Below are 23,827 nucleotides of genomic sequence, written 5' to 3'. Positions count from 1 at the left end.
AAGCTAATATGAAACGTGATGCAGTTATTGTCTCAAGCGTAAGAACACCTATTGGTAGGCAAGGAGGAGCGTTTGCTGGGATTCAAGCACACGAGCTTGGGGCAATCGCTCTTAAGGAAGCCGTTGCTCGAATCAATTTGGAGGTTGAATCAATCGATGATGTGATCTTTGGAAATGTTATTGGAGGTGGCGGAAATATCGCTAGACTGACAGCATTGCAGGCTGGTCTTCCGCTTTCTATACCAGGTTTAACAATCGATCGACAGTGCGGATCCGGACTGAATGCGATTAATCTTGCTGCACAGGCGATTAAATCGGGAGACGGAGACGTTTATATTGTCGGAGGGGCAGAAAGTATGAGTCAAGCGCCTTATTTAATGGAAAAGCCTTCAAAACCATATAGTACAATGCCACCACGCTTTATGAAATCCAGGCTTTCCCCTCATGAAATTGGAGATCCTCCAATGGGAATTACAGCCGAGAATTTAGCAGAGAAATATCAAATTTCTAGAGAAGAACAAGATGAGTTTGCACTAAGAAGTCAGGAACGAATGGGTAAAGCTATGGTAGAGGGATATTTTGACTCGCAGATTGCTTCTGTTCATGTTCCTGTTCGTAAGGGTGACCCAATTGAAGTGAAAAAGGATGAACATCCTAGACCCGAAACTACTTTGGAACGGCTTTCTTCCTTGGCACCTGTCTTCAAGAAGGGAGGATCGGTGACAGCTGGATCTAGCTCAGGCTTAAATGATGCGGCATCCACTCTCATTGTCATGTCGCGTGAAAAAGCAGAGCAGCTCGGTTTGAAACCACTTGCCGTAGTTAAAGGATATGCTGTAAGCGGAGTAGATCCTAATATTATGGGAATTGGACCTGTTCCTGCTACAAATAAAGTTATGCAGCAAACTGGATTATCTCTTGAGGAAATGGATTTAATTGAAATTAATGAAGCGTTTGCTGCACAGGTACTTGCATGTGATCGAGAACTTAACATGAACCATGATGTACTGAACGTCAATGGAGGCGCTATTGCTCATGGTCACCCATTAGGGGCAACAGGAGCGATTTTAGCCACAAAGGCAGTTTATGAGCTTGATCGTAGAGATGGAAAATATGCGCTGATTACAGCTTGTATTGGTGGAGGTCAGGGGATCGCTACAATACTTGAAAGAGAATAAGGGAGGCGTAAAATGAGGCTGCAGGATAAAATCGCGATTGTTACTGGAGGCGGAGGAGGAATTGGAAGAGCGACTGCCATTCGCTTTGCAAATGAAGGGGCGAAAGTAGTTATCTCAGATATTCACTCTGAAACTGGAGAGGAAACTGTCGAACAAGTGAAGGAAATGGGAGGTGATGCCATTTTTGTAAAAACAGACACAGCAAATGAAGGAGATATGAAAGCGCTTGTAGAAGAATGTGGAAAGCATTATGGTGGACTCGACATTCTTTTTAATAATGCTGGTGTTAGTAATGAAGAAGTAAAGTTAGCTGATATGTCCGTTGATGAATGGGACCGTGTCGTGTCGATTAATTTACGAGGCGTTTTTCTAGGAATGAAATTCAGTATTCCGTTAATGGAAAAAAGAAATGGTGGTTCCATTGTTAATACATCTAGCCTTCTAGGACTAAAGGGGAAAAAATTCATGGCCCCTTACAATGCCTCTAAAGGCGGGGTGATTACATTAACGAAAAATGCTGCACTTGAATACGGAGGTAAGAATATTCGAGTGAATGCTGTGTGTCCAGGTGTTATCGATACGAATATTGTTACACCATGGAAGGAAGACGATCGTAAATGGCCCATTATCTCAAAAGCCAATGCGCTAAAAAGGGTAGGACAACCAGAAGAAATTGCAAGCGCCGTGCTGTTTCTAGTCTCGGATGAGGCCTCATACGTAACAGGAACTAGCCTTCTTGTTGACGGAGGAGGATTAACGTTTTAATTATTCGGAGGTGTAAGCATGAACGAGCAAAAGAGTTGGTTTAAGCATTACCCTGAATCGATTTCCAGTACGATTGACATTCCGAACATTTCACTTCAAGATATGTTAATGAAAACAGTGAACGATTATCCAGATCATGTTGCGCTATCTTTCTATCAGAAAAAAATAACGTACCGTGAGCTGGGGCACTTTTCTTCAGCATTTGGTTCTGCGCTTCAGAATACCTCTCAAATGCAACCAAAAGATCGTGTCGCCCTCATGCTGCCTAACTGTCCACAGTTTGCTATTAGCTACTATGGTGTATTAAGAGCAGGAGGAACCATTACACAAATTAATCCAATGCTCGTTGAACGCGAACTTCAGTACATATTAGCGGATTCAGGTGCGGAAACGATTGTGATCTATGATGCCCTTTATCCAAGATTAAAAGCGATACAGAATGAAACGAATGTGAAAAACGTTATTGTTGTTTCCCTTCAGCCTACTGAGGTATCTTTCGCTCCAGATATGACCTTTGACCAATTTATTCAAAGCTCAACTCAGCAACTAAACGAAATTTCTGTCGATCCAAAGGAAGAAATCGCCGTACTTCAATATACTGGTGGGACAACTGGGAGATCAAAAGGAGCAATGCTCACTCATCGTAATCTAATTGCAAATGTAGAGCAAAGCCTTGAATTCTTTAAAGGAGAGTTTATCTTTGGTGAAGAGAAGTGCCTAACGGTCATTCCGTTATTTCACGTTTTTGGAATGACGTCTTGTATGAATTTGTCAATTCGAATTGGTGCGGAGAGCGTGATTTTACCAAGATTCGATGTTGATGAAGTATTGAAGACGATCGAAACCGAAAAACCAACAATGTTTCCAGGCGTCCCAACGATGTATGTAGGACTTACAAATCATCCTGATGCAGAAAAGTATAATCTCGGTAGCATTCGGACCTGTAATAGCGGAAGCGCCCCAATGCCCGTTGGATTAATGAAGGAATTTGAGAGGAAAACTGGGGCTAAAATACTCGAAGGATATGGATTGAGTGAAGCTTCACCGACGACTCATGTAAATCCACCATTCGGTGAACGTAAGCCTGGTAGTGTTGGAATTGGGTTTCCTTCAACGGAGTATAAGGTTGTCGATCTAGGTGAAGGGAAAACAGAGCTTCCGATTGGTGAGTCAGGGGAGCTGGTGATTAAAGGACCACAAATTATGAAAGGGTACTGGAACATGCCAGAAGAAACGGCTAATACATTGCGAGATGGTTGGCTATATACAGGCGATATTGCAAAGATGGACAGCGATGGGTATATTTCCATTATTGATCGCAAAAAGGACCTTATTATTGCTAGTGGGTATAATATTTATCCGCGTGATATTGAGGAGGTTCTATATGAACATCCTGCTGTTATGGAAGCTGTCATAGTAGGTGTTCCGGATCCTTATCGTGGTGAAACTGTCAAAGCGGTTATCGTTAAGAAGCCAGGAGCTGAATTAACAGAGCAAGAAGTTGTTTCTTATTGTCAGGATGAAATGGCTCCATACAAAGTGCCAAAGATCGTCGAATTCCGTAGCGAGCTCCCTAAAACTAGCGTAGGGAAAATTTTAAGAAGATCCATTCGCGATGAAGCACGTCAAGTATAGCTAAGGATGCTTCTGAGTAGCCTCCATATGATATAATCTTAATCAATGAACATTGATAGATTGAGAGGGTACTAGCATGAAACACAAACTGACTGTCAAAAGTATTGAGCTTTTTGAGAAGCAAGGCTTTAGTGAAACGTCAATTCAAGATATTGTCGATGCCATTGGCGTAACGAAGGGCACATTTTATTACTATTTTAAGAGTAAAGAAGAATTGCTGATGGATATTCACTCTTCTTATATCGACGGAATGATTAAGCAACAAAAGGAAATTTTAGAAGATGTGTCGAAAGATTGTAAAACTAAGCTATACGATATGGTGTACATGTTAATTCACAACGTCGAATTAGAAGGTCATAGTGCACGAGTTTTCTTCCGTGAGATGAAAAACTTGAAAGAAGAAAACTTAGCCGAAATTCTTCCAAAGCGTGATCAAATTCGCTATTACTTTCAGGATCTCTTAAAACAAGGTGTTGAAAACGGAGAATTCAAAAGTGATCTCAATATTGGGATTGTGACGTTTGCCATTCTTGGCATTACAAACTGGACGTATCAGTGGTATAAACCAAACGGTCCAGTTTCAGATAAGGAAGTAGCTAGCATTTTTGTGGATATGGTACTAAACGGAATAGAGGAAAGCGAATAAGCTTTCCTTTCTCATTTCACTATAATGTAAACGCTTTCGACCCAAACATTCTAACCGGTTAGTTAATTAAGGAGGAAAAGGTATGAAAATCGATGAAGTCAAGAACATTACAGTATTGGGAGCAGGTTCAATGGGTCACCAAATTGGGATGCTTTGCGCACTTGGTGGCTATGAAACAACCATTCAAGATATCAATGAAAAAGCACTAAAAGAAGCTGGAGAAAAGCTTGAAGGAATTATGTCAAAGTGGGTTTCAAAAGGGAAGATAACCGAAGAACAAAAATCAGCAGCATTTGAACGCCTGCAATTCACGACTAGTCTTGAAGAAGCTGCTGTCCGAGCTGATTTTATCATTGAAGCAATTGTAGAGAAGTTAGATGTGAAACGAGAGGTATTTGAAAAGCTCGATCAACTAGCTGATCCGAATACAATTCTTGCTACGAATAGTTCAACGATTGTGAACTCGTTAATTGCGTCCGCAACGAATCGTAAAGATAAAGTTGTGAATATGCACTTTTTCTTCCCACCACTAGTGATGGATTGTGTGGAAGTTGTTATGAGCGATGCAACGTCGGAAGAAACAGCTAAGCTTACAATGGCTGTTTGTGAGCAAATTAATCGAACAGGTGTATTGTTAAAGAAAGAGATTTCCGGTTTTGTTGCGAATCGTATTCTTGGTGCCTTACAAAAAGAAGCGATGTATTTATATGAGGAAGGCATCGCTGATTTTGAAGATATTGACCTCATCTGTAGAAAAGCCTTAAATCATCCGATCGGTCCGTTTGAATTGATGGATTTATCAGGAATTGATGTAGGTTATTACGTGATGCAGCAACGCTATAATGAAACAGGTAATCCAGAGGATAAACCTTCAAAGGCGATAGAAGATAAAGTGAAAGCTGGAACATTAGGAAGAAAAACAGGTAAAGGCTGGTATGACTATACAAAAGAAGGAGTGAAAAATTAATGAAAATGGTAACGTATGAAATTCATGAGAAAACAGCGGTTGTGACGATTAATAATCCCCCTTTAAATGTGATGAGTAAGCAAGTATCTACAGAACTTTTTGAAGTATTTACAGAGTTAGAAGCCAATCAAGATGCTGTTGCAGTGATTTTAACAGGTGCTGGTAATAAAGCATTCATGGCTGGTGCAGATATTAAGGAATTTCCTGAGTGGATTGGACATACAGGGTTTAAAGATATCGTGATGGAAACTCATCAGGTATTAAACTATCTTGATCACTTTCCTAAGCCAACAATTGCGGTTCTTAATGGTTTAACATTCGGCGGTGGATGTGAACTTGCGATGACATGCGATATGCGTATTGCTGAAGAGCATGCTCAACTTGGACTTCCTGAAATAAAGCTAGGTCTTTTCCCAGGTGGTGGGGGAACTCAGCGGCTCCCTAGACTGATTGGAGAAGCAAAAGCAAAAGAAATGATGTTTACAGGAGAACCGATTTCTGCAGAAGAAGCCGATCGATTTGGCCTAGTAAATCACGTTGTACCGTCGGGCCAGGGAATGGCTTATGCGCAGGGGCTTGCTGCCAAAATAACCGGACAATCCCTACAGGCTTTATCACGAATTAAACACGCTGTGAATAAAGGAGCTCATCTTCCAATTGAATCAGCTGTTGAGCTTGAGGCGGAATTATTCGAGGAAGTTTTCCAAACAGATGACATTAAAGAAGGCGTTCAAGCATTTATCGAAAAGAGAAAGCCTGCTTTTACTCATAAGTAATAGAAAAGAGGAATCGATATGAGCGTTCATACAAGTGTGAGAGTAAGATTTTGTGAAACGGATGCGCTTGGCCATGTTAATAACACAAGCTACTTTATATACCTCGAGGAAGCACGTGTACAATTTTTTGATTATCTAGGTAAACGTTCTGGAACAGACGCTTGGCCATTTATTCTCGTTTCTACGAAATGTGATTTTCTAAAACAAGCTTATTTTAAACAGTCACTTCATGTAGAAACGACTGTTAAGCGAATTGGCACAAAAAGCTTTACGCTCATGCACTATATAAAGGATACGGAAAGTGATGGTGTAGTAGCTGAAGGTGAAGCGACTGTCGTCTATTATGATTTTAAGAAACAAGTAAGCGAAGTTATACCGGATGAATTGCGAAGTAAGCTTGAGGAATCTTATCAACTGCTATAAGCGTGGTGTTTTTTAAGGGTAAATGACTGAATATTACGTAATCAGGAGAGTGGCGTATGACCTATTCACACGATACGATACCTGTCCGAGATGGAGAACAGCTCGATCTAAAGAAACTAGAGAGGTATATTAAGGAAAACATTGAACATCTGAGTGATGATCCTCTCATAGTTGAACAGTTTGGAACAGGTCACTCAAATTTGACGTATCAGCTATCGATTGGTGAGTGGGAAGCAGTTCTCAGAAGACCGCCTCTTGGTCCAGTTGCTCCAAAAGCGCATGACATGGAACGAGAGTATACGATTTTAAGAGAATTACATCCCGTTTTCCCACTAGCACCAAAACCATACATCTATAATGAAACTTTACTTGATGCCCCATTCTTTCTTATGGAAAGAAGAAGGGGAATTGTGCTTGACACCTCGTTTCCTGATGGCGTTCAACCTACTGAAGAGTTGTGCAGAAGGATCTCAGAAACGATGGTAGATACGCTAATTGATTTGCACAGTGTTGATTATAAGCGGACAAATTTAAGTAAAGTAACTCACCCTGATGGTTTCATGGAACGTCAGGTGCACGGCTGGATCAAACGATATAACCGCTCGAAAACAGATGATATTCCTGGTATTGATGAATTGACGACATGGATGGCTTCGAATATCCCTAAATCACAAAGCCCTACTGTGATTCACTACGACTATAAATTAAACAATGCGATGTTTGATCAGGAAGACTATAGCAAAATGGTAGGTTTATTCGATTGGGAAATGACAACCGTTGGTGATCCTCTGGCTGATCTTGGTGCCGCAATGGGGTACTGGTTGCAACAAGATGACCCAGAAATCTTAAAAAAGGGCATGGGTAAAGCACCAGTAACTGTTATGAATGGATTTATGACGAGAGAAGAATTTATTGCGTCTTATGCTACTAAATCAGGGCGTGATGTTTCGCAAATGAACTTCTATTTAACATTTGCTTATTTCAAACTTGCTGTCATTTGTCAGCAAATCTATTATCGCTGGAAAATGGGTCAAACATCGGATGAACGCTTTCGTCATCTTAATCAGTTTGTAGCGAGTTTAATTGCACACGCTCGTGACAATGCCAAAGTAAAGCGTTAGGAGTTCATATGGGAAAAATACATGTCGTTTTAAAAAAGGAAGATATTGATCAGGCAAAAATTAGTGAAGAAAAAATTGCGGTTGTGCTTGATATTCTTCTAGCAACATCAACCATAACCTCAGCACTTGAATTTGGTGCAGAACGGGTTATTCCTGTTCTAGATCAACACGAAGCATTGCAAGAAGCGAAAACGTTACCTGAAGGAAGTTATTTGCTTTCAGGTGAGTATGAAGGGCGAACAATTGAAGGGTTTCTAGATCCTAATCCATTGCAATTAAAGAAAGCTGTTAAAGGAAAAACGTTAATTTTATCAACTACAAATGGAACCGTAGCAATTAAACGAACGAGAGAAGCTAAACGAGTGTATGTGGCTTCGTTACTGAACGGTCATGCCATCGCAAAAAAGCTCAATGATAGTCACCGAGAGGAAACGATTGTGATTGTTTGCTCGGGTTCATCCGGTGAATTTGCCTTGGAGGACTTCTACGGTGCTGGATATCTTATACATCATATGCTTACTACTCACGATTGGGAGCTTACTGATTCCTCACGTGCTGCTGTTTCATTTTATGAAGGTAGTTCGAAAAGCGGTGAGGACGTGTTACTTTCCTCGCGAGTCGGTGAAATGATTAAGAGGTACGGATTTGAAGAAGAAGTAAGTTTTGTTGCTTCCGAAGGGATTTTCTCAATCGTCCCTTATGTGAAGGCGCAAAAAACGGTGGTTCGAGAGGAGGTTCATCATGACACAAACCAAGTCTAGTCGTTCTGGTGCGGATTTTATGTTTCAACATTCTAGTTCAGAAGAAATATTCACACCAGAAGATTTTACCGATGAACATAAAATGATTGCAAAAACAGCTCACCAGTTTATTACTAAAGAGGTTGAACCGCATAGAGAATCGATTGAAAATCAACAGTTTGACAAGGTTGTAACTTTGATAAAAAAAGCTGGTGATCTTGGTCTTCTCGGTCATAGCATTCCTGAGAAATATGGTGGTCTTGGACTAGATAAAGTTTCCAAAGGGATTGTAGGAGAAGTGGTTGGCCGGACAGGTAGTTATGGTGTTGCTCAATCCAACCACACCTGCATCGCTACGCTTCCAATTACACATTTTGGAACGAAGGAACAAAAGAATCATTATTTACCGAAACTCGCTTCAGGCGAATACATTGGTGCTTACTGTTTAACTGAACCTAACGCAGGCTCTGATGCCCTTGCATCCCAAACCACGGCTATTTTAAATGAGGAAGGCACTCATTATATTTTAAATGGGACAAAGCTTTATATCACGAATGCGGTCTTTTCAGATACTTTTATTATTTATGCCAAAATAGACGGAAAGCACTTCTCGGCATTTATCGTAGAAAAGAATTTTCCAGGTATTTCTCTTGGGCCAGAAGAAAAGAAGATGGGTATAAAAGGATCATCGACAAGATCGGTTATTTTAGAAGATTGCCTAGTTCCAATTGATAACCTTCTTGGTGATAAAGGGAAAGGTCACGTTATTGCTCTTAATGTCTTGAATTTGGGAAGGTTTAATCTGGGATCTGCTTGTACTGGAGGAGCAAAACATGCTCTAGGACTGGCGTTACAACATACAAGTGAGCGTAAACAATTTGGTCGAACCATTGCCGGTTTTTCAGCTACTCAAGAAAAAGTAGCGATGATGATGGCTAAAATTTATGCTTCAGAATCACTACAATATCGGACAGCCTCTCTACTTGAAGGTGCGATGGAAGGTTTATATGACGAAGAAGACCACAGGATTGTTGGAAAGCAAATGATGGAGTATGCCGTGGAGTGCGCTATTTGTAAAGTATTTGGATCTGAAACGCTCGATCAAGTTGTTGATGAGTCATTACAACTTCATGGCGGGGCAGGATTTATTCAGGAATACCCAATTGAGCAGATGTACCGCGATTCCAGAATCAACCGAATTTTTGAAGGAACGAATGAAGTGAATCGTTTGTTAATACCAGGAAATTTATTTAAGAAAGCGATGAAAGGCGAAATTCTTCTTGAAGAGCACATTGAAAAAGCGAAGCAGGCATTAATGCAGCCGAACAATCGTTTATTAAATGAAGAAGCGGCTATTCAAAGCATACGAAATGTATTTCTTGTATGTGCAGGTGTAGCCTACAAAGAGCATGGTAAAGAACTGATGGAGCATCAAGAATCCCTTATGAAGCTTGCGAATATAGCGATTATGCTTTATGCAAGTGAAGCTGCAGTTCTCCGAGCATTTAAGAAGGATGAATCAGTCGGTGATTTGAAGCAGATGCTAGCTAGAACCTTCCTTGAAGAAGCTCTTTTGCAAGTAGAAACGTCAGCTCGCAAACTGGTTATGAGCGTACTCTCTCAAGATGAAAAGGAACAAACATTAGGATTAATTATTCAAGAACTTTCGAAATATGACTTTGGAAGTTCGCTAGAACGAAATCGACTAATTGCAAAACAAAGCTACAATAAATTAAAGTACGAAGTTTAGAAAGCGGTGAAAGAAATGGGAAGGTTTTCAGGACGAACGGCAGTGATAACCGGGGGTGGCAGCGGAATCGGTGCCATGACTGCAAAGCGGATAGCGAGTGAAGGAGGAACGGTTATTCTTGTTGGCCGTACAGAGGCTAAGCTGTTGCAAACGGCTAACGAGCTTAAAGAACTTGAAGGAAAAGTTCTTACTTTTGTAGCTGACGTAACAAAGCAGGAACAAATTGATCACCTAACAACATTCGTTAAAGAAAGTACTGAAACTCTTCATGTATTAATTAATAATGCTGGAGGGTCTCAAGGTTCCCCCATTCTTGAAATGACGGAAGAAAATTGGGATCATGCACAAAATGTGAATTTAAAAAGTGTTTTTCTCGTTTCGAAGGCGCTGGGGAAATTAATGCTAGAAACCGCAAAGAAAGAGGAAGAAATGGTAGATTTCTCTATCGTGAACGTAGCCTCGTTATCAGGGCATAAGGCTGGTGCACAAATTCCTCATTATAGTGCAGCGAAAGCAGCCGTTATTAATTTTACAAGAGCACTGGCGGTAGAACTTTCCCCATACATTCGAGTGAATTCAGTTTCCCCTGGATTTGTTGAAACTCCGTTAACAGAAGACGGTTTGAAGAATGAAAGGTTTGAGGCGTCAATTAAGCGAAATACCGCTTTGAATCGAGTGGGACAGGCTGAAGAAATTGCAAACGTTATTTCATTTGCTGCTTCACCTGAAGCGAGTTATATGACTGGATCTGATCTATTAGTCGACGGTGGCTGGCTCATCGTATAAAAAATAAGGAGAGTGTTTAAAAATGGAAACAACAGTAAAAACGGATCATCTTAAAGTAAATGTACATGGTGCTGTGCTTCATCTTACACTTAATCGACCTGAAGCGCTAAATGCGTTTAGTCCCGAAATGATCTTAGGACTAACAAAAGCAATTCAAGATGCGAAAGAAAACGACGACATTCGAGTTGTTATGCTTTCAGGTGCTGGCCGTTCTTTCAGTGCCGGTGGTGATGTAAAAACGATGGGGGATACTTCTTCAAAAGAAGTTTATGAACATATTGGTAAGTTAAATGAACTGGTTATTACGATGAGGGACCTTGAGAAGCCGATTATTTCAGTTATTCATGGTTTTGCTGCTGGAGCAGGATTTAATCTAGCGCTCGCTAGTGACATTATTCTAGCAGCAGAAGATAGTAGTTTCGTATTAAGTTTCTCTCAGGTCGGATTAATTTCAGATGGTGGGGGACTATCTTTCCTTCCGCGTTTAATCGGTCCTTATAAGGCGAAAGAGCTTTTCTTCTCTGCCCAGCCTATTACTGCAAAAGAAGCGAAACAATTAAATATTGTAAATCAAACTTATCCTTTAGCTAGCTTAGAGGAAGAAGCAATGGCATATGCTGATAAGCTTTCTAGAGGTCCTGGTAAAGCATATGGTTTTATTAAAAAGATTGCCGATGCTTCACTCACTTCATCTTTATCTGAAGTGCTTGAACAAGAACGTATTACTCAGGCTTTAATGGTAACGACAGAAGATCACAAAGAAGGCGCAAATGCGTTTAAAGAAAAACGTGCTCCTCAATTTAAAGGTAAATAAACTTATTAATCTGGATTGAAGATTTCTTCAATCCAGATTAATTCCCACATCTTGAATCCTCTTCATAAGTCCGCCGTCCCCTTAGTCTGGATCCTATCTAATAGAGGAGGAATAACATGGAGCTCCTTTTCCAGCAGATTTTTAACGGACTTACAATTGGAAGCGTTTACACGCTTGTCGCCCTTGGTTTAACACTGGTTTTCGGTATTTTACATGTTCCCAATTTTGCTCATGGTGCTTTTTATATGGTGGGTGCTTACGTTACTTTAATGATGATGGTAGGTTTTGGTTTTCACTATTGGATCGCTATCATTGCATCGATTGCTGTCGTTGCTCTTCTTGGAGTAGTGACGCAACAGCTTATTTTCAAAAAGTTAGAAGGCGCTGATGGGATGAGAATGATGGTTGCGGCCATTGGTATCCTTCTTTTTCTAGAAGCATTTGGTCAATTTATGTGGGGTACAGAATACCACAGAATGGACACCCCATATGGTTCTGTCGTTAACTTATTCGGTTTAACGGTAACTCTGCAAAGACTCTTAATTATCGTGGCAGCCGTGATCCTTATGCTTGCGCTTCATTTTTTCTTAACCAAAACAATGATTGGGGCAGCTATTATTGCCATGGCTCAAAATCGAGAAGGGGCCTTTCTAGTAGGAATTAATGCAAATCAGGTAGCATGGCTCACGTTCGCGATTGCTGGTGGTTTAGCGGCTGCAGCAGCTTCACTTGCTTCGCCAATTAATCTCGTATTCCCGACTATGGGAAACCTCGTCATCATGAAAGCATTTGTCATCATCATCATTGGTGGAATGGGGAGTATCCCTGGTGCCATACTTGGAGGTTATTTACTTGGATTAACGGAGAGCATTGGAGCAACGTACATATCCTCTGACTATAAAGATGTGATTGCGTTTCTCTTACTCGTTGTGATTCTCACAGCCAAGCCGACCGGGTTGTTTACTAAGGGGGTTCAGTAATGCTAAATGTTCTCTCAAAACGAACCCTCTTACTTTTGGTAGCGTGTGTTGCTGTTCTTTTTCCGCTAATTTTTCCAAATATGTATGTGCTGCAATTACTGACACTTGTGTTTATTTGGTCCATTGCAGTCTACGGTTTTAACATCATTTCGGGGTATGTGGGTTATTTATCTCTCGCTCATGCAGGATTTTTTGCAATAGGAGCATATGGAGTTGGATTACTAACAACAAAAGCTGGAATGCCTTATTGGGTGGCTTTATTTCTTGCTGTCGCGATCACCTCTATAGCAGGCGCTATTGTCGGTGTGGTTGCTCTTCGAACGAAATCACATTTCTTTGCTATTTATACGATGTGTGTAGGCGTTATCATCTATCTCCTAATAGATAAATGGGATAGTTTAACTGGAGGAGTTCGAGGGTTAATTGGAATTCCCGCTCCTGGGAGTATCGGTCCCATCACTTTTGATACGTTAACATCTCAGTATTATCTGGCTCTATTTTTTCTATCATTTACGATTTTTCTTTGTTATCGCATCGTACATTCATTACTTGGTAGGACATTTATTGCGATCCGTAATAGTGAAGAGCTTGCGAAAACGATTGGTATTTCAATCATGAAAAATCAGTTGCTTGCTTTTACCCTATCAGCATTATTTGCTGGATTATCTGGGGCTTTGTACGCGTCTTTTATTCGGTTTATCGGCCCACAAATCTCAGCTATTACCGTTACGTTCGAGATGTTGATGTACCTTCTTGTGGGAGGGATTGGAACTCTAGCAGGTCCGATTGTTGGCACGCTCATTGTCATCTCTCTTACGCAATCCTTGCAGTTTCTTGAAGAGTATCGAATGCTCATTTTCGGTCCTGTAGTTGTTTTATTAGTCTTATACTACCCTCGTGGAATAACAGGTAGTATTCAAGCGTATATGCAAAAAAAGCGGCAGAAAAAGGTGAAAACCGCTAAGGAAGAGCGTGATGTTAAAAGGAACGTAGGGGAGGCAGGATAATGTTTTTTTCAACAGAAGGAATCACGAAGCGCTTCGGGGGACTAGCGGCTGTTGAAGATGTGAATGTGTCTATAGAAAAAGGGACCATTACAGCAATCATTGGACCTAACGGCGCCGGGAAGTCAACTTTTTTTAACTTGATTAGTGGGATACACCCACTGACATCTGGAAGAATTAATTTCAAAGGAAAAGAGATTACAAAGTTACCTCCACAGCAAATTGCAAGACTAGGAATAGGAAGAACTTTTCAAACAACAAACTTATTTGAGCAATCGACTGTTCTAGATAATGTGCTGATCGGCCATAGGCTTCGTACCAAATCCGGAATATGGGATGCGCTTTTCCGTACGAAAAGAGAAAAAGATGAAGAAAAAAAGTCCTACGAAAAGGCATTAGAAGCGCTAAAGTTTGTTGAAATGATGCATGTTGTTGAACATCCTGTAACCCTTATATCACAGGAAGAAAAAAAGAGACTCGCTTTTGCTCTAGCTTTAGCGACTGATCCCGAAATGGTTCTTCTTGATGAACCAGCTGCCGGAGTGAATCCAGATGAAACAGATGGACTTGCGTATTTAATGAGGAAGATGGCTGACCACGGCATTACGGTTTGTCTTATTGAGCATAAGATGCCGATGATTATGAGTCTAGCTGATCAAATTGTGGTCTTGAATCACGGGAAGAAAATTGCAGAAGGGCGACCAGAGGAAATTCGCCAAAATGAAGCTGTGATTCAAGCCTATCTAGGGGGTGCAGCGCATGCTCCAGCTATCCACAATTAACGTCAACTACGGTGCATCGAACGTTCTTCACCAGATTTCCTTAAATGTTAACAAAGGAGAAACGGTTGTTTTACTTGGAGCTAACGGGGCAGGAAAGAGCACTATATTTAGAACGATCAGTGGTTTGATGAAGCCAGTATCTGGTGATGTTCTATTTATGGATCGCAAGGTAACGGGAAAACCGCCTCACTCTCTTGTGAAGGAAGGCATAGTCCAGTGTCCTGAAGGGAGAAAGTTATTTCCACAAATGTCTGTCTATGAAAATCTGAAGATGGGTAGTTATGTTCATCGAAAGCATCGAAAGGAAATGGAAAATCAGTTAAAGGAGGTATATTCTCTTTTTCCTATCTTATACGATAAGCGCCATCAAGCAGCTGGATCTCTTAGTGGTGGTCAACAGCAGATGCTTGCCATAGGTCGCGCATTAATGGCCAAGCCGAAAGTCCTTCTCCTGGATGAACCATCATTAGGTCTAGCACCATTGATCGTTGAGCAAATGTTCCACATTATCGAGGATATCAATGAGCAGGGAACAACGATTCTGCTGGCAGAGCAGAATGCAAATGCAGCACTCCAGATTTCTGATCGGGGTTATGTCATTGAGAGTGGCAAAATTGTACTAGAAGGAAGTAAGGAAGAACTTTTGTCTAATGATGAGATTCGAAAAGCTTATATTGGAGCATAATTGGAATCGATTAGTATAGGGGGATAACGATGAAAATTGGGATGAAGCTTTTTGTATTCATGATGGTGTTAATTGGACTGATGGTTGTGGGCGGTTGTGCGGCGGGGTCCGTTAGTAACTCCAGTAATTCAGAAGGATCTTCTAATGAAAATAAATCAAAAGACACTAGTACAAATGCAGATGCAACATCTTCTGCAGAGAACACGGTCAACATTGGGTTTAGTGGCCCACTAAGTGGACCTGCAGCATATTATGGGGAAAATACGTTGAGCGGATTAGAAATGGCCGTAGATGAGATTAATCAAGAAGGTTTCGAAGTGAATGGCAAACAATATGGCATTAACCTTGTGACACTAGACGATCAATATCTACCGAATGAAACAGGTACAAATGCGAGAAGACTTGTACAAGAAAATGATACACCAATTATTTTCGTTCCTCATAGTGGAGGCGTATTCGCTACTCAAGTATTTAACGAACAAGAAGACTTTCTTATTGCAGGCTATACGAGTGAACCGAAAATTATGGAACAAAATAATTCGCTGACATTAGGGATTCCGCCAGCTTACAATGCTTATCCTGAGCCTTTTACAGACTATCAAATGGAGCGATTTGGAAAGAAAATAGCTCTTCTGCCTACTTCCTCTCAATACGGTAAAGATTGGACAGAAGCATTAAAGCCGGTATGGGAAGAAAATGGCGGAGAAGTTGTATTTGAAGGCTCTATTGATTTTAGTAAGGATACAGATTTCTTCTCTATCGTTACAAAAGCATTAAGCAACAATCCTGACGTAATGTTTGTAGGAGGACCTTCGCAGCCTACAGCGCTCGTGATTAAACAAGCAAGAGAGCTTGGTTTTGAAGGCGGTTTCATGCTGATGGATCAGTCAAAAATTGAAGAAATTGAGCCTGTACTAGGCGGGCTTGATCAGTTAGAAGGTACGATAGGTGCTCTTCCAATTATTGATAGTGATGCTCCAGGGGCAGAGAATTTTATTAGTCAATACAAAGAACGATTCGAGCGGATTCCTACTGCTGAAGGTGCATTTAACTATCAAGCGATGCATGTCATCGTAAATGCGATGAAAGAAGCCGGGTCAGTTGACGATCCAGCCAAAATCATGGAAAGCATGGATGCAGGCGTTCAATCACTTCCCGACGAGCAAATGGTTTGGCATTTAACTGGCATTTATAACGGTGGTGCATTTGACTGGAAACCAGCTATCGGAGCTGTTGAAGACGGAAAAGTAGTTAAGATAGAAAATTAAGTGGACTTGAAAGGGGATCGAAAAAATGCAAACAAATCATTTTAAATTCTGGCCTAAACGAGTACCATATTCACTTACCGTTCCTGAAACGACTATCTATGATAACCTCGCTGTTTCTGCCAAAAGATATCCGAATAAAGAAGCAATAATTTATTACGGAGCAACACTAACATACAAAGAGCTACTAGCGGAAGTTGATCGTACGGCTGCTTTTCTTGAGCAGCTGAAGGTCACTGAGGGTGAAAACGTTCTTCTTTTCATGCAAAATTCTGCACAGTTTATCATTTCCTATTATGCGATCCTAAGAGCGAATGCTGTCGTTGTTCCCATTAATCCGATGTTAACAGCAGAGGAACTCTCTTTCTATATTAAGGATTGCGATATTAAAACCGCAATCGTAGGTCAGGAGCTCTATGAAAAGGTAGAACCTTTAGTAGGGTCAACCACACTTACTAATGTTATCACGGCAGCTTATTCTCACTATGCCGGTAACGAAAGCGATATACCAGCAGAAGTTTCACTAGAAGCTAAAAGAGTGGACAAGCCGAATCGTTATACGTGGGAAGATGCCGTCAATCACCAACATTCACCCGGAGAATATGTAAGATCTATTCATGACGTTGCGGTCATGCCTTATACATCTGGTACAACGGGTCTTCCAAAAGGATGCATTCATCCAAACCGCACGCTTCAAGCAAATGCTGTAGGAGCATCTCAATGGATGAATATCACAGCAGATGGCATGCATCTTGTAACGCTACCTTTATTTCATGTGACAGGTATGCTTCACAGCATGCATGCCCCCATTTATAGCGGGGCTCCAATGGTAGTCATGACACGTTGGGATCGGGATTTGGCTGCTAAATACATTGAAAAATATGAGGTTGCTAACTGGGTTAATATTAGTACAATGCTAATTGATTTTCTATCAAACCCTAATCTACCAAACTATTCAATTTCATCCCTAAAAATACTAGCTGGGGGCGGTGCTCCATTACCAGCAGCTGTTGGGGAGAAATTATATAACTTAACAGGCTTACGATTTATAGAAGGGTATGGTTTATCTGAAACGATATCTCACACTCATTTCAATCCACCTGATTTTCCAAAACTTCAATGCTTAGGCGTTCCTTCATTCGACGTGGATGCTCGTGTAATCGATCCTAATACAATGAAAGAGCTTGGACCAGGTGAGCCAGGTGAAATCGTAGTGAACGGCCCACAAGTGTTTGATGGATACTATAATCGAGAGGATGAAAATCGCAATTCGTTTATAGACCTTGATGGGAAGTCTTTCTTCCGAACGGGTGATATAGGACGCTATGATGAAGAAGGATACTTTTTTATGATTGATCGCGTAAAGCGAATGGTCAATGCTTCGGGCTTTAAAGTGTGGCCAACAGAAGTCGAGTCAATCTTATATAAGCACCCAGCTGTTCAGCAAGCTTGCGTTGTCGGTGTTCCTGATCCTCGTCGAGGTGAAACAGTTAAAGCTTTTGTCATTCTAAATGAGGGTGATAAAGGAAAAGTCACGGAAGAAGAGATTATCGAATGGTCAAAAGAACAAATGGCAGCTTATAAATATCCAAGAATGATTGAGTTTATGGATGCATTTCCAACTACGAGTAGTGGAAAGATTTTATGGAGAAAACTCCAGGATAACGAGCGCCAAAAAGCAGAAGGAGTGAAATAATATGGGGAAAACAGTAGAAACAGTGACGGGTCCAATTCCGGTAGATCAGCTCGGGAAAACGCTAGTTCATGAGCATTTTGCATTTGGTTATCCAGGTTTTAGTGGGGATGTTTCTCTTGGCGCATTTGATTTTCAAGAAGCACTTCAGGTAGGTATATCAGTTGCCGAAAGTGTCATGGCACACGGTGTGAAAACGGTAGTGGATCCTACGCCGAACGAGTGTGGTAGAAATCCGGAACTTCTTCGAACAATATCAACTGAAACAGGACTACAAATAATTTGTGCGACCGGATACTACTATGAAGGGGAAGGTGCGACCCCTTATTTCAAATTTAGACAGGGTCTTGGAACGGCAGAAGAAGATATTTATGAGATGTTTAGCAAGGAAATTTCGGATGGGATTGGAACAACTGGAATTAAACCAGGGGTTATTAAACTAGCCTCTAGTAAAGATCAAATCACAGATTATGAAATGATGTTTTTTAAAGCCGCTGCACGTGTTCATAAAGAAACGGGCATTTCAATTTTAACGCATACACAAGAGGGGACAATGGGGCCAGAGCAAGCACAGCTTTTGATTGAAGAAGGTGTCCACCCACAATCCATCATCATTGGTCATATGTGTGGAAATACAGATGCTGCTTATCATTTGAAGACATTAGAAATGGGGGTAAATATCGGTTTTGACCGCTTTGGCATACAGGGACTCGTTGGGGCTCCTTATGATAAAGAACGTCTTATTACATTAATTGGGTTATTGAATAGCGGATTTGAAAACCAAGTCATGCTCTCACATGATACCGTAAACTATTGGATGGGCCGCCCACCAGTTCTTCCAGAGGCAGTGGAAAAAATCATGGCTAATTGGCAACCAGCGTATATTTTTGAAGAAATCATTCCTAAATTGAAGGCAGCTGGAATATCTGACGAAACGTTGACGATTTTGTTTGAAGAAAATCCAAAGAAATTATTTTCCTCAGAAGCAAAAGTAAAAGCATAAGAAAAAAGCGAGGGTGAATCCTCGCTTTTTCTTATGCTGTTTTATTTCATTTGGTTTTCGTACGGTTTCATTAAACGATATAGCGTCTCTGTATAAGGAAGTTTCATTTGCACCTGCTCAGCAAGACGAAGTGCCCCTCCTTGAAGATGCTCGACTTCTAGCTTGTTCTTTTTTCTTTTATCTTGATGCATGGAGGAAGTCGCTTCGTAAGGAAGGGATTGGAATGACTTCATGCGGCGATCAATATCTTCTTGATTGATGTGTATGTCATACTGTGATGCAAGTGTTCTGATCTCACTCATCACATTTTCAACTAGTTTGAGGGTTTCGGGTACATCTCTTATGATGCCCGTGTGAAAATCTCCAGCCGTAGTTACACCAGACATCGCTGAAATGAACATATACTTTTTCCACATCTCTTCTTCGATGTTTGAAGTTAATTGAGAATTAAAATTCGCATGCTCATTTATTTTGCTTAATGAAGCACAGATTTCTTCTTGAGAAGGGTGGAGCGGACCGAAGATTAGTTCATGTAGTTCACTCGTGTGTTGTACGTGTCCATGGTCATCAAGAGTAGCAATAATGTACGATAATCCACCGAGTACTGCTTCTTCCCCGAGTTCATCTTTGAGGATGGAAATATGTTCAATTCCATTTAGTATAGGAAGAACCTTTGCTCCTTTCGCAACAAGCTCCTTGAGAACTGGAAGACTATCTTCAAGATGATACCCTTTAACGCCCAGAAGAACAAGGTCAACGGAAGATACTTCAGACGCATTTGTGATGAGTTTAGGAGAGCGCACCTTCGTATTACCTTTTACACTTATTATTTGTAGCCCTTCTTGTTCAATTTGCGCTTTTCTTCCTTCACGAACATAAAAGGAGACGTTTTCACCAGTTTCAGACCATCTTGACCCGAAATATGTACCAAGTGCACCAGCACCAAAAATTATAATATTCATAAGTATCCTCCTTGTCGAAATCTTCTTTCTAATAACACTCTACTTATTCTTACAAATAAATTCAAGTAGGGATAAAAGGAAATGACAACGTTGTCCAGAAATTAGCTATAAGTGACCGAAAAAGTAGAAAGGGTTGATTAATGTGAAGATATTATCACAAGACCGTTTTGAAGCAGCGTGTTCCTTTGTTCGTAATCATGCGAGGCCGGTTGATCGAGAGTATTTTGCTTTTTGGAAAGGAAATGGCGACAAAGAAAGTGTGCTGAAAGAACTGGAAGAATTCCGAAATAAAGATGGGGGATTTGGGAACAATCTTGAACCTGATTTTCGCCTGAAAGAGTCTTCTCCTATGGCAACCTCAGTTGCTTTTCAATACATGACTCAGCTTGACCTCGATTCTGATCACCCGTTTGTTAAGGATGGTCTTCACTATTTGAGAAGTACATATCAAGTTGAAAAGCAGAGTTGGCAAGCTGTACCTCATTCAGTGAATTCAGTGCCACACGCTCCGTGGTGGAAGGTAACGGAAGGAGATGTCGCTTATTCTGCCAATCCCGATGCAGAAATTGTAGGGTATTTTTTACACTATGGGAGTAATTATTCGATCACTTCAGAATCATTGGCTAAAGTGATGAATCACCTGGATAGCCTAAATGAATACGAAATTCATGAGGTACAGTGCTATCTTCGTTTAGCTCAGTTAGCTGGTGGTGAGATTAACAAAAAAATTCACGAGAAAATTAAGCAGAAATTGCCATATATCATAGATCGTCCTGAAAAATGGGATCATTATGGTGTACAACCCGTTGTTCTTTTTGAGTCTGATCAATCTCCTTTTGCTAAAGAGCTCAATCAAGAGCTTCAAGTGAATTTGGATTATTTAATTCAAAAACAACTTTCTAATGGCAGTTGGGAACCAAGTTGGTCATGGGGACAATACGAAGACAGTTGGGAAGGCGCAAAAAAAGAATGGCAGGGATTTTTAACAGTTCAGAACTTAATAACACTGTCAAAATTCGGTCGTATTGAAAGTTAGTCTGTTTAGAATGAGGGATATAACGGGAACATAGTAGAGAATCAATGATTGAGAGGAGTTTTCTACTATGAAAGCAGTTGTTATTGAACAGTATGGAGGAAAAGATCAGTTAGTTGAAAAAGAGGTAGCCTCACCTTCTCCAGGAGAAAACCAGGTTGTTGTTGAGAGTTATGCAACGTCGATCAATCCAATTGATTGGAAATTGAGGGAAGGCTACTTGAAAGAAATGCTACCTTTTCAATTTCCAATTATCCTTGGTTGGGATATTGCAGGTGTCATAAAAGAAGTAGGCTCAGCCGTAGAAGGTTTCAAAGAAGGAGATCGAGTATTTGCAAGGGCAGCAACAACTGCAAATGGTACATATGCAGAAGAAGTCGTGGTAGATGATCATTTGCTTGCCTTCATTCCAGATAATATTTCTTATGAAGAAGCAGCATCGGTTCCGCTTGTAGGTTTAACCGCATGGCAGTGCTTAATTGATTTCGCTGATCTTCAAAAAGATGAAAAGGTGTTAATTCATGCTGGGTCCGGTGGTGTCGGTAGTTTTGCCATCCAGCTTGCAAAACATAAAGGGGCATATGTTGCGACAACAGCGAGTGGCAAAAACGAAGCCTATCTAAAGTCACTTGGAGCAGATCGAGTTATTAATTATCGTGAAGAGGACTTTTCAGAAGAATTAGAAGAATATGATGTAGTTCTTGATACGATGGGTGGCGAAATCCAAGAAAAAAGCTTTACAGTTCTCCGTGGCGGAGGTCGATTGGTTTCGATTGTAGGAGAGCCTGATAAAGAGAAAGCCAAGGAAAAAGGCATTCGCTCAGGAAATGTATGGCTTGAACCAAATGGAGAACAGTTAAATGAAATTTCTTCATTGATGGAAAATGGTCATATTAAAGCGACGATCGGTCACCGTTTCCCATTTAGTCAAGAAGGCATTCAGGAAGCACACGAACTAAGTGAATCACATCATGCTAAAGGGAAAATTGTTATTTTGTTTGATAAAGAATAAGGGAACAGCGGCTAGTATGCCGCTGTTTTTTACGCAAACGAAAAATTTCATATACCGTATTTATAATAAAAAATATATAAATGGTTTATAAAAGTATCAATTATATAAATAATAGCAAGAAACAAAATAAAAAATCCGGAACTATTTGTCCCGGATTTACTAATTTAAAAAATAATATGTGCCATGACTACAATAATAGGTAAAGAAATAATCGTACGTTCAATGAAAATAATAAATAGGTCAATAAAACGTACAGGAACTTTTGATCCTAAGAGCAAGCCACCAACTTCAGACATATAAATTAACTGAGTAACAGACAGACTCGCGATAACAAATCGAGTAAGATCGCTTTCGATATCTGCACCAATTATGGCTGGTAAGAACATATCTGCAAAACCTATTACCATAGTTTGAGCTGCTTCAGCGGCTTCAGGAACTTGCATTAAATTTAGAATAGGAACGAACGGAGCACCAAGGTAACTGAATAGTGGTGTTGTTTCAGCAATAATTAAAGCAATGGTCCCGATCGCCATAACAATTGGAATAACGCCCATCCACATGTCGAGTACATTTTGAAATCCGCCTTTGATAACGTTCGAGGCACGATTATCTACCGCTGTTCTTGTTGCTTGGATTACTCCCCACTGAAAACGAGATTTGCCTTCAGGTATCGTATCATCAGGTGCATCTGCTTCTGTTTCGTAAGTAGTATCGGGTTTCCTTGAGAGGGGTGGGATTCTCGGCATAATAACAGCTGCCACAACTCCAGCTAACACAATCGTTAAATAATATTGTAAGAAGTATTCCTCAAGTTTCATTTGTTGAAGTACAACAATACTGAAAGTGATCGATACTACCGAGAATGTTGTGCCAATGACGGCTGCTTCTCGTTTCGTATAATAACCATCTTCATATTGTTTACTCGTTAGAAGAACACCGATTGTACCATCGCCCATCCAGGAAGCAAGACAGTCAATTGAAGAACGACCTGGTAGAGTGAAAATCGGACGCATGATTTTCGTAAGAAGTGTTCCGCAAAATTCTAACAAACCGAAGTTTAGTAGAAGAGGTAAGAAAAGCCCCGCAAATAAAAATACAGAAAAAAGAATAGGAATAAGATCATTTAGTAATAATCCTCCAGTCGCGTCTGACCAAACCCATTCTGGACCAATTTTAAATAGTGTTAATATCGCGAAAATCATACCCAGAATACGAGCAAGCAACCAAATACCTGATACTTGTAATAGACTTGTCAGGAATGAACTCTTCGTAATCCAATCAGGTTTAGCTACTACTGCTAGGAAACTAAGTACTGCTGTAATTGTAATAACAATGGTCATAATTGCGGGAAGAGAGAAAGGGATAGCTGTCCCAAATAGGCCCTGGAGCCAACCAGCTAGTTTTGCTATTGGAATCGTAACACCTTCATCATTTGGTATGGGAATCATGAATAAGAAAATACCAATGAGAGATGGGATAATAAATTTTAATAATCCTTCTGAAGTTACTTTTCTTTGATGAGTACTGTTCACGTAGTGTCACCTCTGTCGTTTTGCAACGGATTTTCTATCAACTAAAACGTATTTTTATAAAAACATAATTATGAATATAACATATCAACCCCTTTTATGTAACATGAAAATACAAACTCTTGAATAGAAAAAGTGTTCAGAAAAGAGCGACCAATTGCATTATATCTTGAAAACGCTCACAATAAAAGGGTGAAACAGATATATAACGCTTCTTTCAAATTAATCAACCTTAAACTTGAGAAATGAACGATCATATCTAACTATTCCAAAATAAA

At 40.4% G+C, this 23,827-nt stretch carries 23 protein-coding genes; 21 read left to right on the top strand and 2 right to left on the bottom strand.

Annotated elements, in window-relative coordinates; genetic code table 11:
• Positions 1–8: 8 nt before the first annotated feature.
• The 19 genes from AC0VYV_RS12175 to AC0VYV_RS12085 all read left to right on the top strand — a co-directional run bounded on the left by AC0VYV_RS12175 (position 9) and on the right by AC0VYV_RS12085 (position 19,013).
• On the top strand, positions 9–1,178 hold the full coding sequence (locus AC0VYV_RS12175; RefSeq protein WP_475365296.1) for a thiolase family protein: 1,170 nt from the start codon (positions 9–11) through the stop codon (positions 1,176–1,178).
• 12 nt (positions 1,179–1,190) lie between these two features.
• Positions 1,191–1,943 (top strand): SDR family NAD(P)-dependent oxidoreductase, encoded by a 753-nt coding sequence (locus AC0VYV_RS12170; protein ID WP_475365295.1) that lies wholly within the window; start codon positions 1,191–1,193, stop codon positions 1,941–1,943.
• An 18-nt stretch (positions 1,944–1,961) separates the two neighbouring features.
• On the top strand, positions 1,962–3,578 hold the full coding sequence (locus AC0VYV_RS12165) for a long-chain-fatty-acid--CoA ligase (RefSeq protein WP_475365294.1): 1,617 nt from the start codon (positions 1,962–1,964) through the stop codon (positions 3,576–3,578).
• A 76-nt stretch (positions 3,579–3,654) separates the two neighbouring features.
• Positions 3,655–4,224, top strand: coding sequence for a TetR/AcrR family transcriptional regulator (locus tag AC0VYV_RS12160; protein WP_194221803.1), 570 nt, complete (start codon positions 3,655–3,657; stop codon positions 4,222–4,224).
• Positions 4,225–4,306: 82 nt separating this feature from the next.
• Positions 4,307–5,191, top strand: coding sequence for a 3-hydroxyacyl-CoA dehydrogenase family protein (locus AC0VYV_RS12155; RefSeq protein WP_475372584.1), 885 nt, complete (start codon positions 4,307–4,309; stop codon positions 5,189–5,191).
• Positions 5,191–5,967, top strand: a complete 777-nt coding sequence (locus AC0VYV_RS12150; protein ID WP_475373857.1) for an enoyl-CoA hydratase — start codon at positions 5,191–5,193, stop codon at positions 5,965–5,967. Before AC0VYV_RS12155 ends, AC0VYV_RS12150 begins: the two co-directional genes overlap by 1 nt.
• An 18-nt stretch (positions 5,968–5,985) precedes the next feature.
• Positions 5,986–6,390, top strand: coding sequence for an acyl-CoA thioesterase (locus AC0VYV_RS12145; protein ID WP_430242862.1), 405 nt, complete (start codon positions 5,986–5,988; stop codon positions 6,388–6,390).
• Positions 6,391–6,446: 56 nt separating this feature from the next.
• On the top strand, positions 6,447–7,511 hold the full coding sequence (locus AC0VYV_RS12140; protein WP_475365292.1) for a phosphotransferase family protein: 1,065 nt from the start codon (positions 6,447–6,449) through the stop codon (positions 7,509–7,511).
• Between the two features lie 8 nt (positions 7,512–7,519).
• Positions 7,520–8,272, top strand: a complete 753-nt coding sequence (locus AC0VYV_RS12135; protein ID WP_430242859.1) for a 2-phosphosulfolactate phosphatase — start codon at positions 7,520–7,522, stop codon at positions 8,270–8,272.
• Entirely contained in the window at positions 8,253–10,001 is a 1,749-nt protein-coding gene (locus AC0VYV_RS12130; RefSeq protein WP_430242857.1) for an acyl-CoA dehydrogenase family protein, read from the top strand. The genes AC0VYV_RS12135 and AC0VYV_RS12130 overlap by 20 nt, the downstream gene beginning before the upstream one ends.
• Positions 10,002–10,016: 15 nt before the next feature.
• Positions 10,017–10,787: an SDR family NAD(P)-dependent oxidoreductase gene (locus AC0VYV_RS12125; RefSeq protein WP_194221796.1), complete on the top strand. Its 771-nt coding sequence runs from the start codon at positions 10,017–10,019 to the stop codon at positions 10,785–10,787.
• Positions 10,788–10,809: 22 nt separating this feature from the next.
• On the top strand, positions 10,810–11,601 hold the full coding sequence (locus AC0VYV_RS12120; RefSeq protein WP_430242853.1) for an enoyl-CoA hydratase/isomerase family protein: 792 nt from the start codon (positions 10,810–10,812) through the stop codon (positions 11,599–11,601).
• 116 nt (positions 11,602–11,717) lie between these two features.
• Complete coding sequence (locus AC0VYV_RS12115; protein WP_430242851.1) at positions 11,718–12,581, top strand: branched-chain amino acid ABC transporter permease; 864 nt, start codon at positions 11,718–11,720, stop codon at positions 12,579–12,581.
• Positions 12,581–13,588 (top strand): branched-chain amino acid ABC transporter permease, encoded by a 1,008-nt coding sequence (locus AC0VYV_RS12110; RefSeq protein ID WP_475373856.1) that lies wholly within the window; start codon positions 12,581–12,583, stop codon positions 13,586–13,588. The genes AC0VYV_RS12115 and AC0VYV_RS12110 overlap by 1 nt, the downstream gene beginning before the upstream one ends.
• Positions 13,588–14,367 carry an ABC transporter ATP-binding protein gene (locus AC0VYV_RS12105; RefSeq protein WP_430242845.1) on the top strand — a complete coding sequence of 260 codons (780 nt, stop codon included), beginning with the start codon at positions 13,588–13,590 and terminating at the stop codon, positions 14,365–14,367. Before AC0VYV_RS12110 ends, AC0VYV_RS12105 begins: the two co-directional genes overlap by 1 nt.
• Positions 14,345–15,052: an ABC transporter ATP-binding protein gene (locus AC0VYV_RS12100; RefSeq protein ID WP_194221791.1), complete on the top strand. Its 708-nt coding sequence runs from the start codon at positions 14,345–14,347 to the stop codon at positions 15,050–15,052. The genes AC0VYV_RS12105 and AC0VYV_RS12100 overlap by 23 nt, the downstream gene beginning before the upstream one ends.
• Before the next feature lie 29 nt (positions 15,053–15,081).
• Positions 15,082–16,320, top strand: coding sequence for an ABC transporter substrate-binding protein (locus tag AC0VYV_RS12095; RefSeq protein ID WP_430242841.1), 1,239 nt, complete (start codon positions 15,082–15,084; stop codon positions 16,318–16,320).
• A 25-nt stretch (positions 16,321–16,345) separates the two neighbouring features.
• Complete coding sequence (locus AC0VYV_RS12090) at positions 16,346–18,013, top strand: long-chain fatty acid--CoA ligase (protein ID WP_475365288.1); 1,668 nt, start codon at positions 16,346–16,348, stop codon at positions 18,011–18,013.
• A gap of 1 nt (position 18,014) precedes the next feature.
• Positions 18,015–19,013 (top strand): phosphotriesterase family protein, encoded by a 999-nt coding sequence (locus tag AC0VYV_RS12085; protein WP_430242839.1) that lies wholly within the window; start codon positions 18,015–18,017, stop codon positions 19,011–19,013.
• Between the two features lie 41 nt (positions 19,014–19,054).
• Here AC0VYV_RS12085 and AC0VYV_RS12080 read toward each other — a convergent pair whose 3' ends face one another.
• Positions 19,055–19,975, bottom strand: a complete 921-nt coding sequence (locus AC0VYV_RS12080; protein WP_430242837.1) for a ketopantoate reductase family protein — start codon at positions 19,973–19,975, stop codon at positions 19,055–19,057.
• Between the two features lie 142 nt (positions 19,976–20,117).
• On the opposite strand from AC0VYV_RS12080, the gene AC0VYV_RS12075 reads away from it, so the two are divergent.
• Both AC0VYV_RS12075 and AC0VYV_RS12070 read left to right on the top strand, forming a co-directional pair.
• On the top strand, positions 20,118–21,011 hold the full coding sequence (locus AC0VYV_RS12075) for a hypothetical protein (RefSeq protein WP_475373855.1): 894 nt from the start codon (positions 20,118–20,120) through the stop codon (positions 21,009–21,011).
• A gap of 67 nt (positions 21,012–21,078) precedes the next feature.
• Positions 21,079–22,020 (top strand): NADP-dependent oxidoreductase, encoded by a 942-nt coding sequence (locus AC0VYV_RS12070; protein WP_475373854.1) that lies wholly within the window; start codon positions 21,079–21,081, stop codon positions 22,018–22,020.
• A 164-nt stretch (positions 22,021–22,184) separates the two neighbouring features.
• On the opposite strand, the gene AC0VYV_RS12065 is transcribed toward AC0VYV_RS12070, so the two are convergent.
• Positions 22,185–23,552 (bottom strand): YjiH family protein, encoded by a 1,368-nt coding sequence (locus tag AC0VYV_RS12065; protein ID WP_475365285.1) that lies wholly within the window; start codon positions 23,550–23,552, stop codon positions 22,185–22,187.
• Positions 23,553–23,827: the final 275 nt, after the last annotated feature.

The sequence above is a fragment of the Anaerobacillus sp. QJM3NY_17 genome, assembly GCF_056173665.1.
The sequence above is the reverse complement of the archived record's forward strand: the minus strand, read 5'-3'. Positions and strand labels throughout refer to the sequence as shown.

Bases quoted from the DNA above. Each gene is read 5' to 3' on its own strand.
- AC0VYV_RS12175 (WP_475365296.1), top strand. From the start codon at position 9: ATGAAACGTGATGCAGTTATTGTCTCAAGCGTAAGAACACCTATTGGT.
- AC0VYV_RS12170 (WP_475365295.1), top strand. From the start codon at position 1,191: ATGAGGCTGCAGGATAAAATCGCGATTGTTACTGGAGGCGGAGGAGGA.
- AC0VYV_RS12165 (WP_475365294.1), top strand. From the start codon at position 1,962: ATGAACGAGCAAAAGAGTTGGTTTAAGCATTACCCTGAATCGATTTCC.
- AC0VYV_RS12160 (WP_194221803.1), top strand. From the start codon at position 3,655: ATGAAACACAAACTGACTGTCAAAAGTATTGAGCTTTTTGAGAAGCAA.
- AC0VYV_RS12155 (WP_475372584.1), top strand. From the start codon at position 4,307: ATGAAAATCGATGAAGTCAAGAACATTACAGTATTGGGAGCAGGTTCA.
- AC0VYV_RS12150 (WP_475373857.1), top strand. From the start codon at position 5,191: ATGAAAATGGTAACGTATGAAATTCATGAGAAAACAGCGGTTGTGACG.
- AC0VYV_RS12145 (WP_430242862.1), top strand. From the start codon at position 5,986: ATGAGCGTTCATACAAGTGTGAGAGTAAGATTTTGTGAAACGGATGCG.
- AC0VYV_RS12140 (WP_475365292.1), top strand. From the start codon at position 6,447: ATGACCTATTCACACGATACGATACCTGTCCGAGATGGAGAACAGCTC.
- AC0VYV_RS12135 (WP_430242859.1), top strand. From the start codon at position 7,520: ATGGGAAAAATACATGTCGTTTTAAAAAAGGAAGATATTGATCAGGCA.
- AC0VYV_RS12130 (WP_430242857.1), top strand. From the start codon at position 8,253: ATGACACAAACCAAGTCTAGTCGTTCTGGTGCGGATTTTATGTTTCAA.
- AC0VYV_RS12125 (WP_194221796.1), top strand. From the start codon at position 10,017: ATGGGAAGGTTTTCAGGACGAACGGCAGTGATAACCGGGGGTGGCAGC.
- AC0VYV_RS12120 (WP_430242853.1), top strand. From the start codon at position 10,810: ATGGAAACAACAGTAAAAACGGATCATCTTAAAGTAAATGTACATGGT.
- AC0VYV_RS12115 (WP_430242851.1), top strand. From the start codon at position 11,718: ATGGAGCTCCTTTTCCAGCAGATTTTTAACGGACTTACAATTGGAAGC.
- AC0VYV_RS12110 (WP_475373856.1), top strand. From the start codon at position 12,581: ATGCTAAATGTTCTCTCAAAACGAACCCTCTTACTTTTGGTAGCGTGT.
- AC0VYV_RS12105 (WP_430242845.1), top strand. From the start codon at position 13,588: ATGTTTTTTTCAACAGAAGGAATCACGAAGCGCTTCGGGGGACTAGCG.
- AC0VYV_RS12100 (WP_194221791.1), top strand. From the start codon at position 14,345: ATGCTCCAGCTATCCACAATTAACGTCAACTACGGTGCATCGAACGTT.
- AC0VYV_RS12095 (WP_430242841.1), top strand. From the start codon at position 15,082: ATGAAAATTGGGATGAAGCTTTTTGTATTCATGATGGTGTTAATTGGA.
- AC0VYV_RS12090 (WP_475365288.1), top strand. From the start codon at position 16,346: ATGCAAACAAATCATTTTAAATTCTGGCCTAAACGAGTACCATATTCA.
- AC0VYV_RS12085 (WP_430242839.1), top strand. From the start codon at position 18,015: ATGGGGAAAACAGTAGAAACAGTGACGGGTCCAATTCCGGTAGATCAG.
- AC0VYV_RS12080 (WP_430242837.1), bottom strand. From the start codon at position 19,975: ATGAATATTATAATTTTTGGTGCTGGTGCACTTGGTACATATTTCGGG.
- AC0VYV_RS12070 (WP_475373854.1), top strand. From the start codon at position 21,079: ATGAAAGCAGTTGTTATTGAACAGTATGGAGGAAAAGATCAGTTAGTT.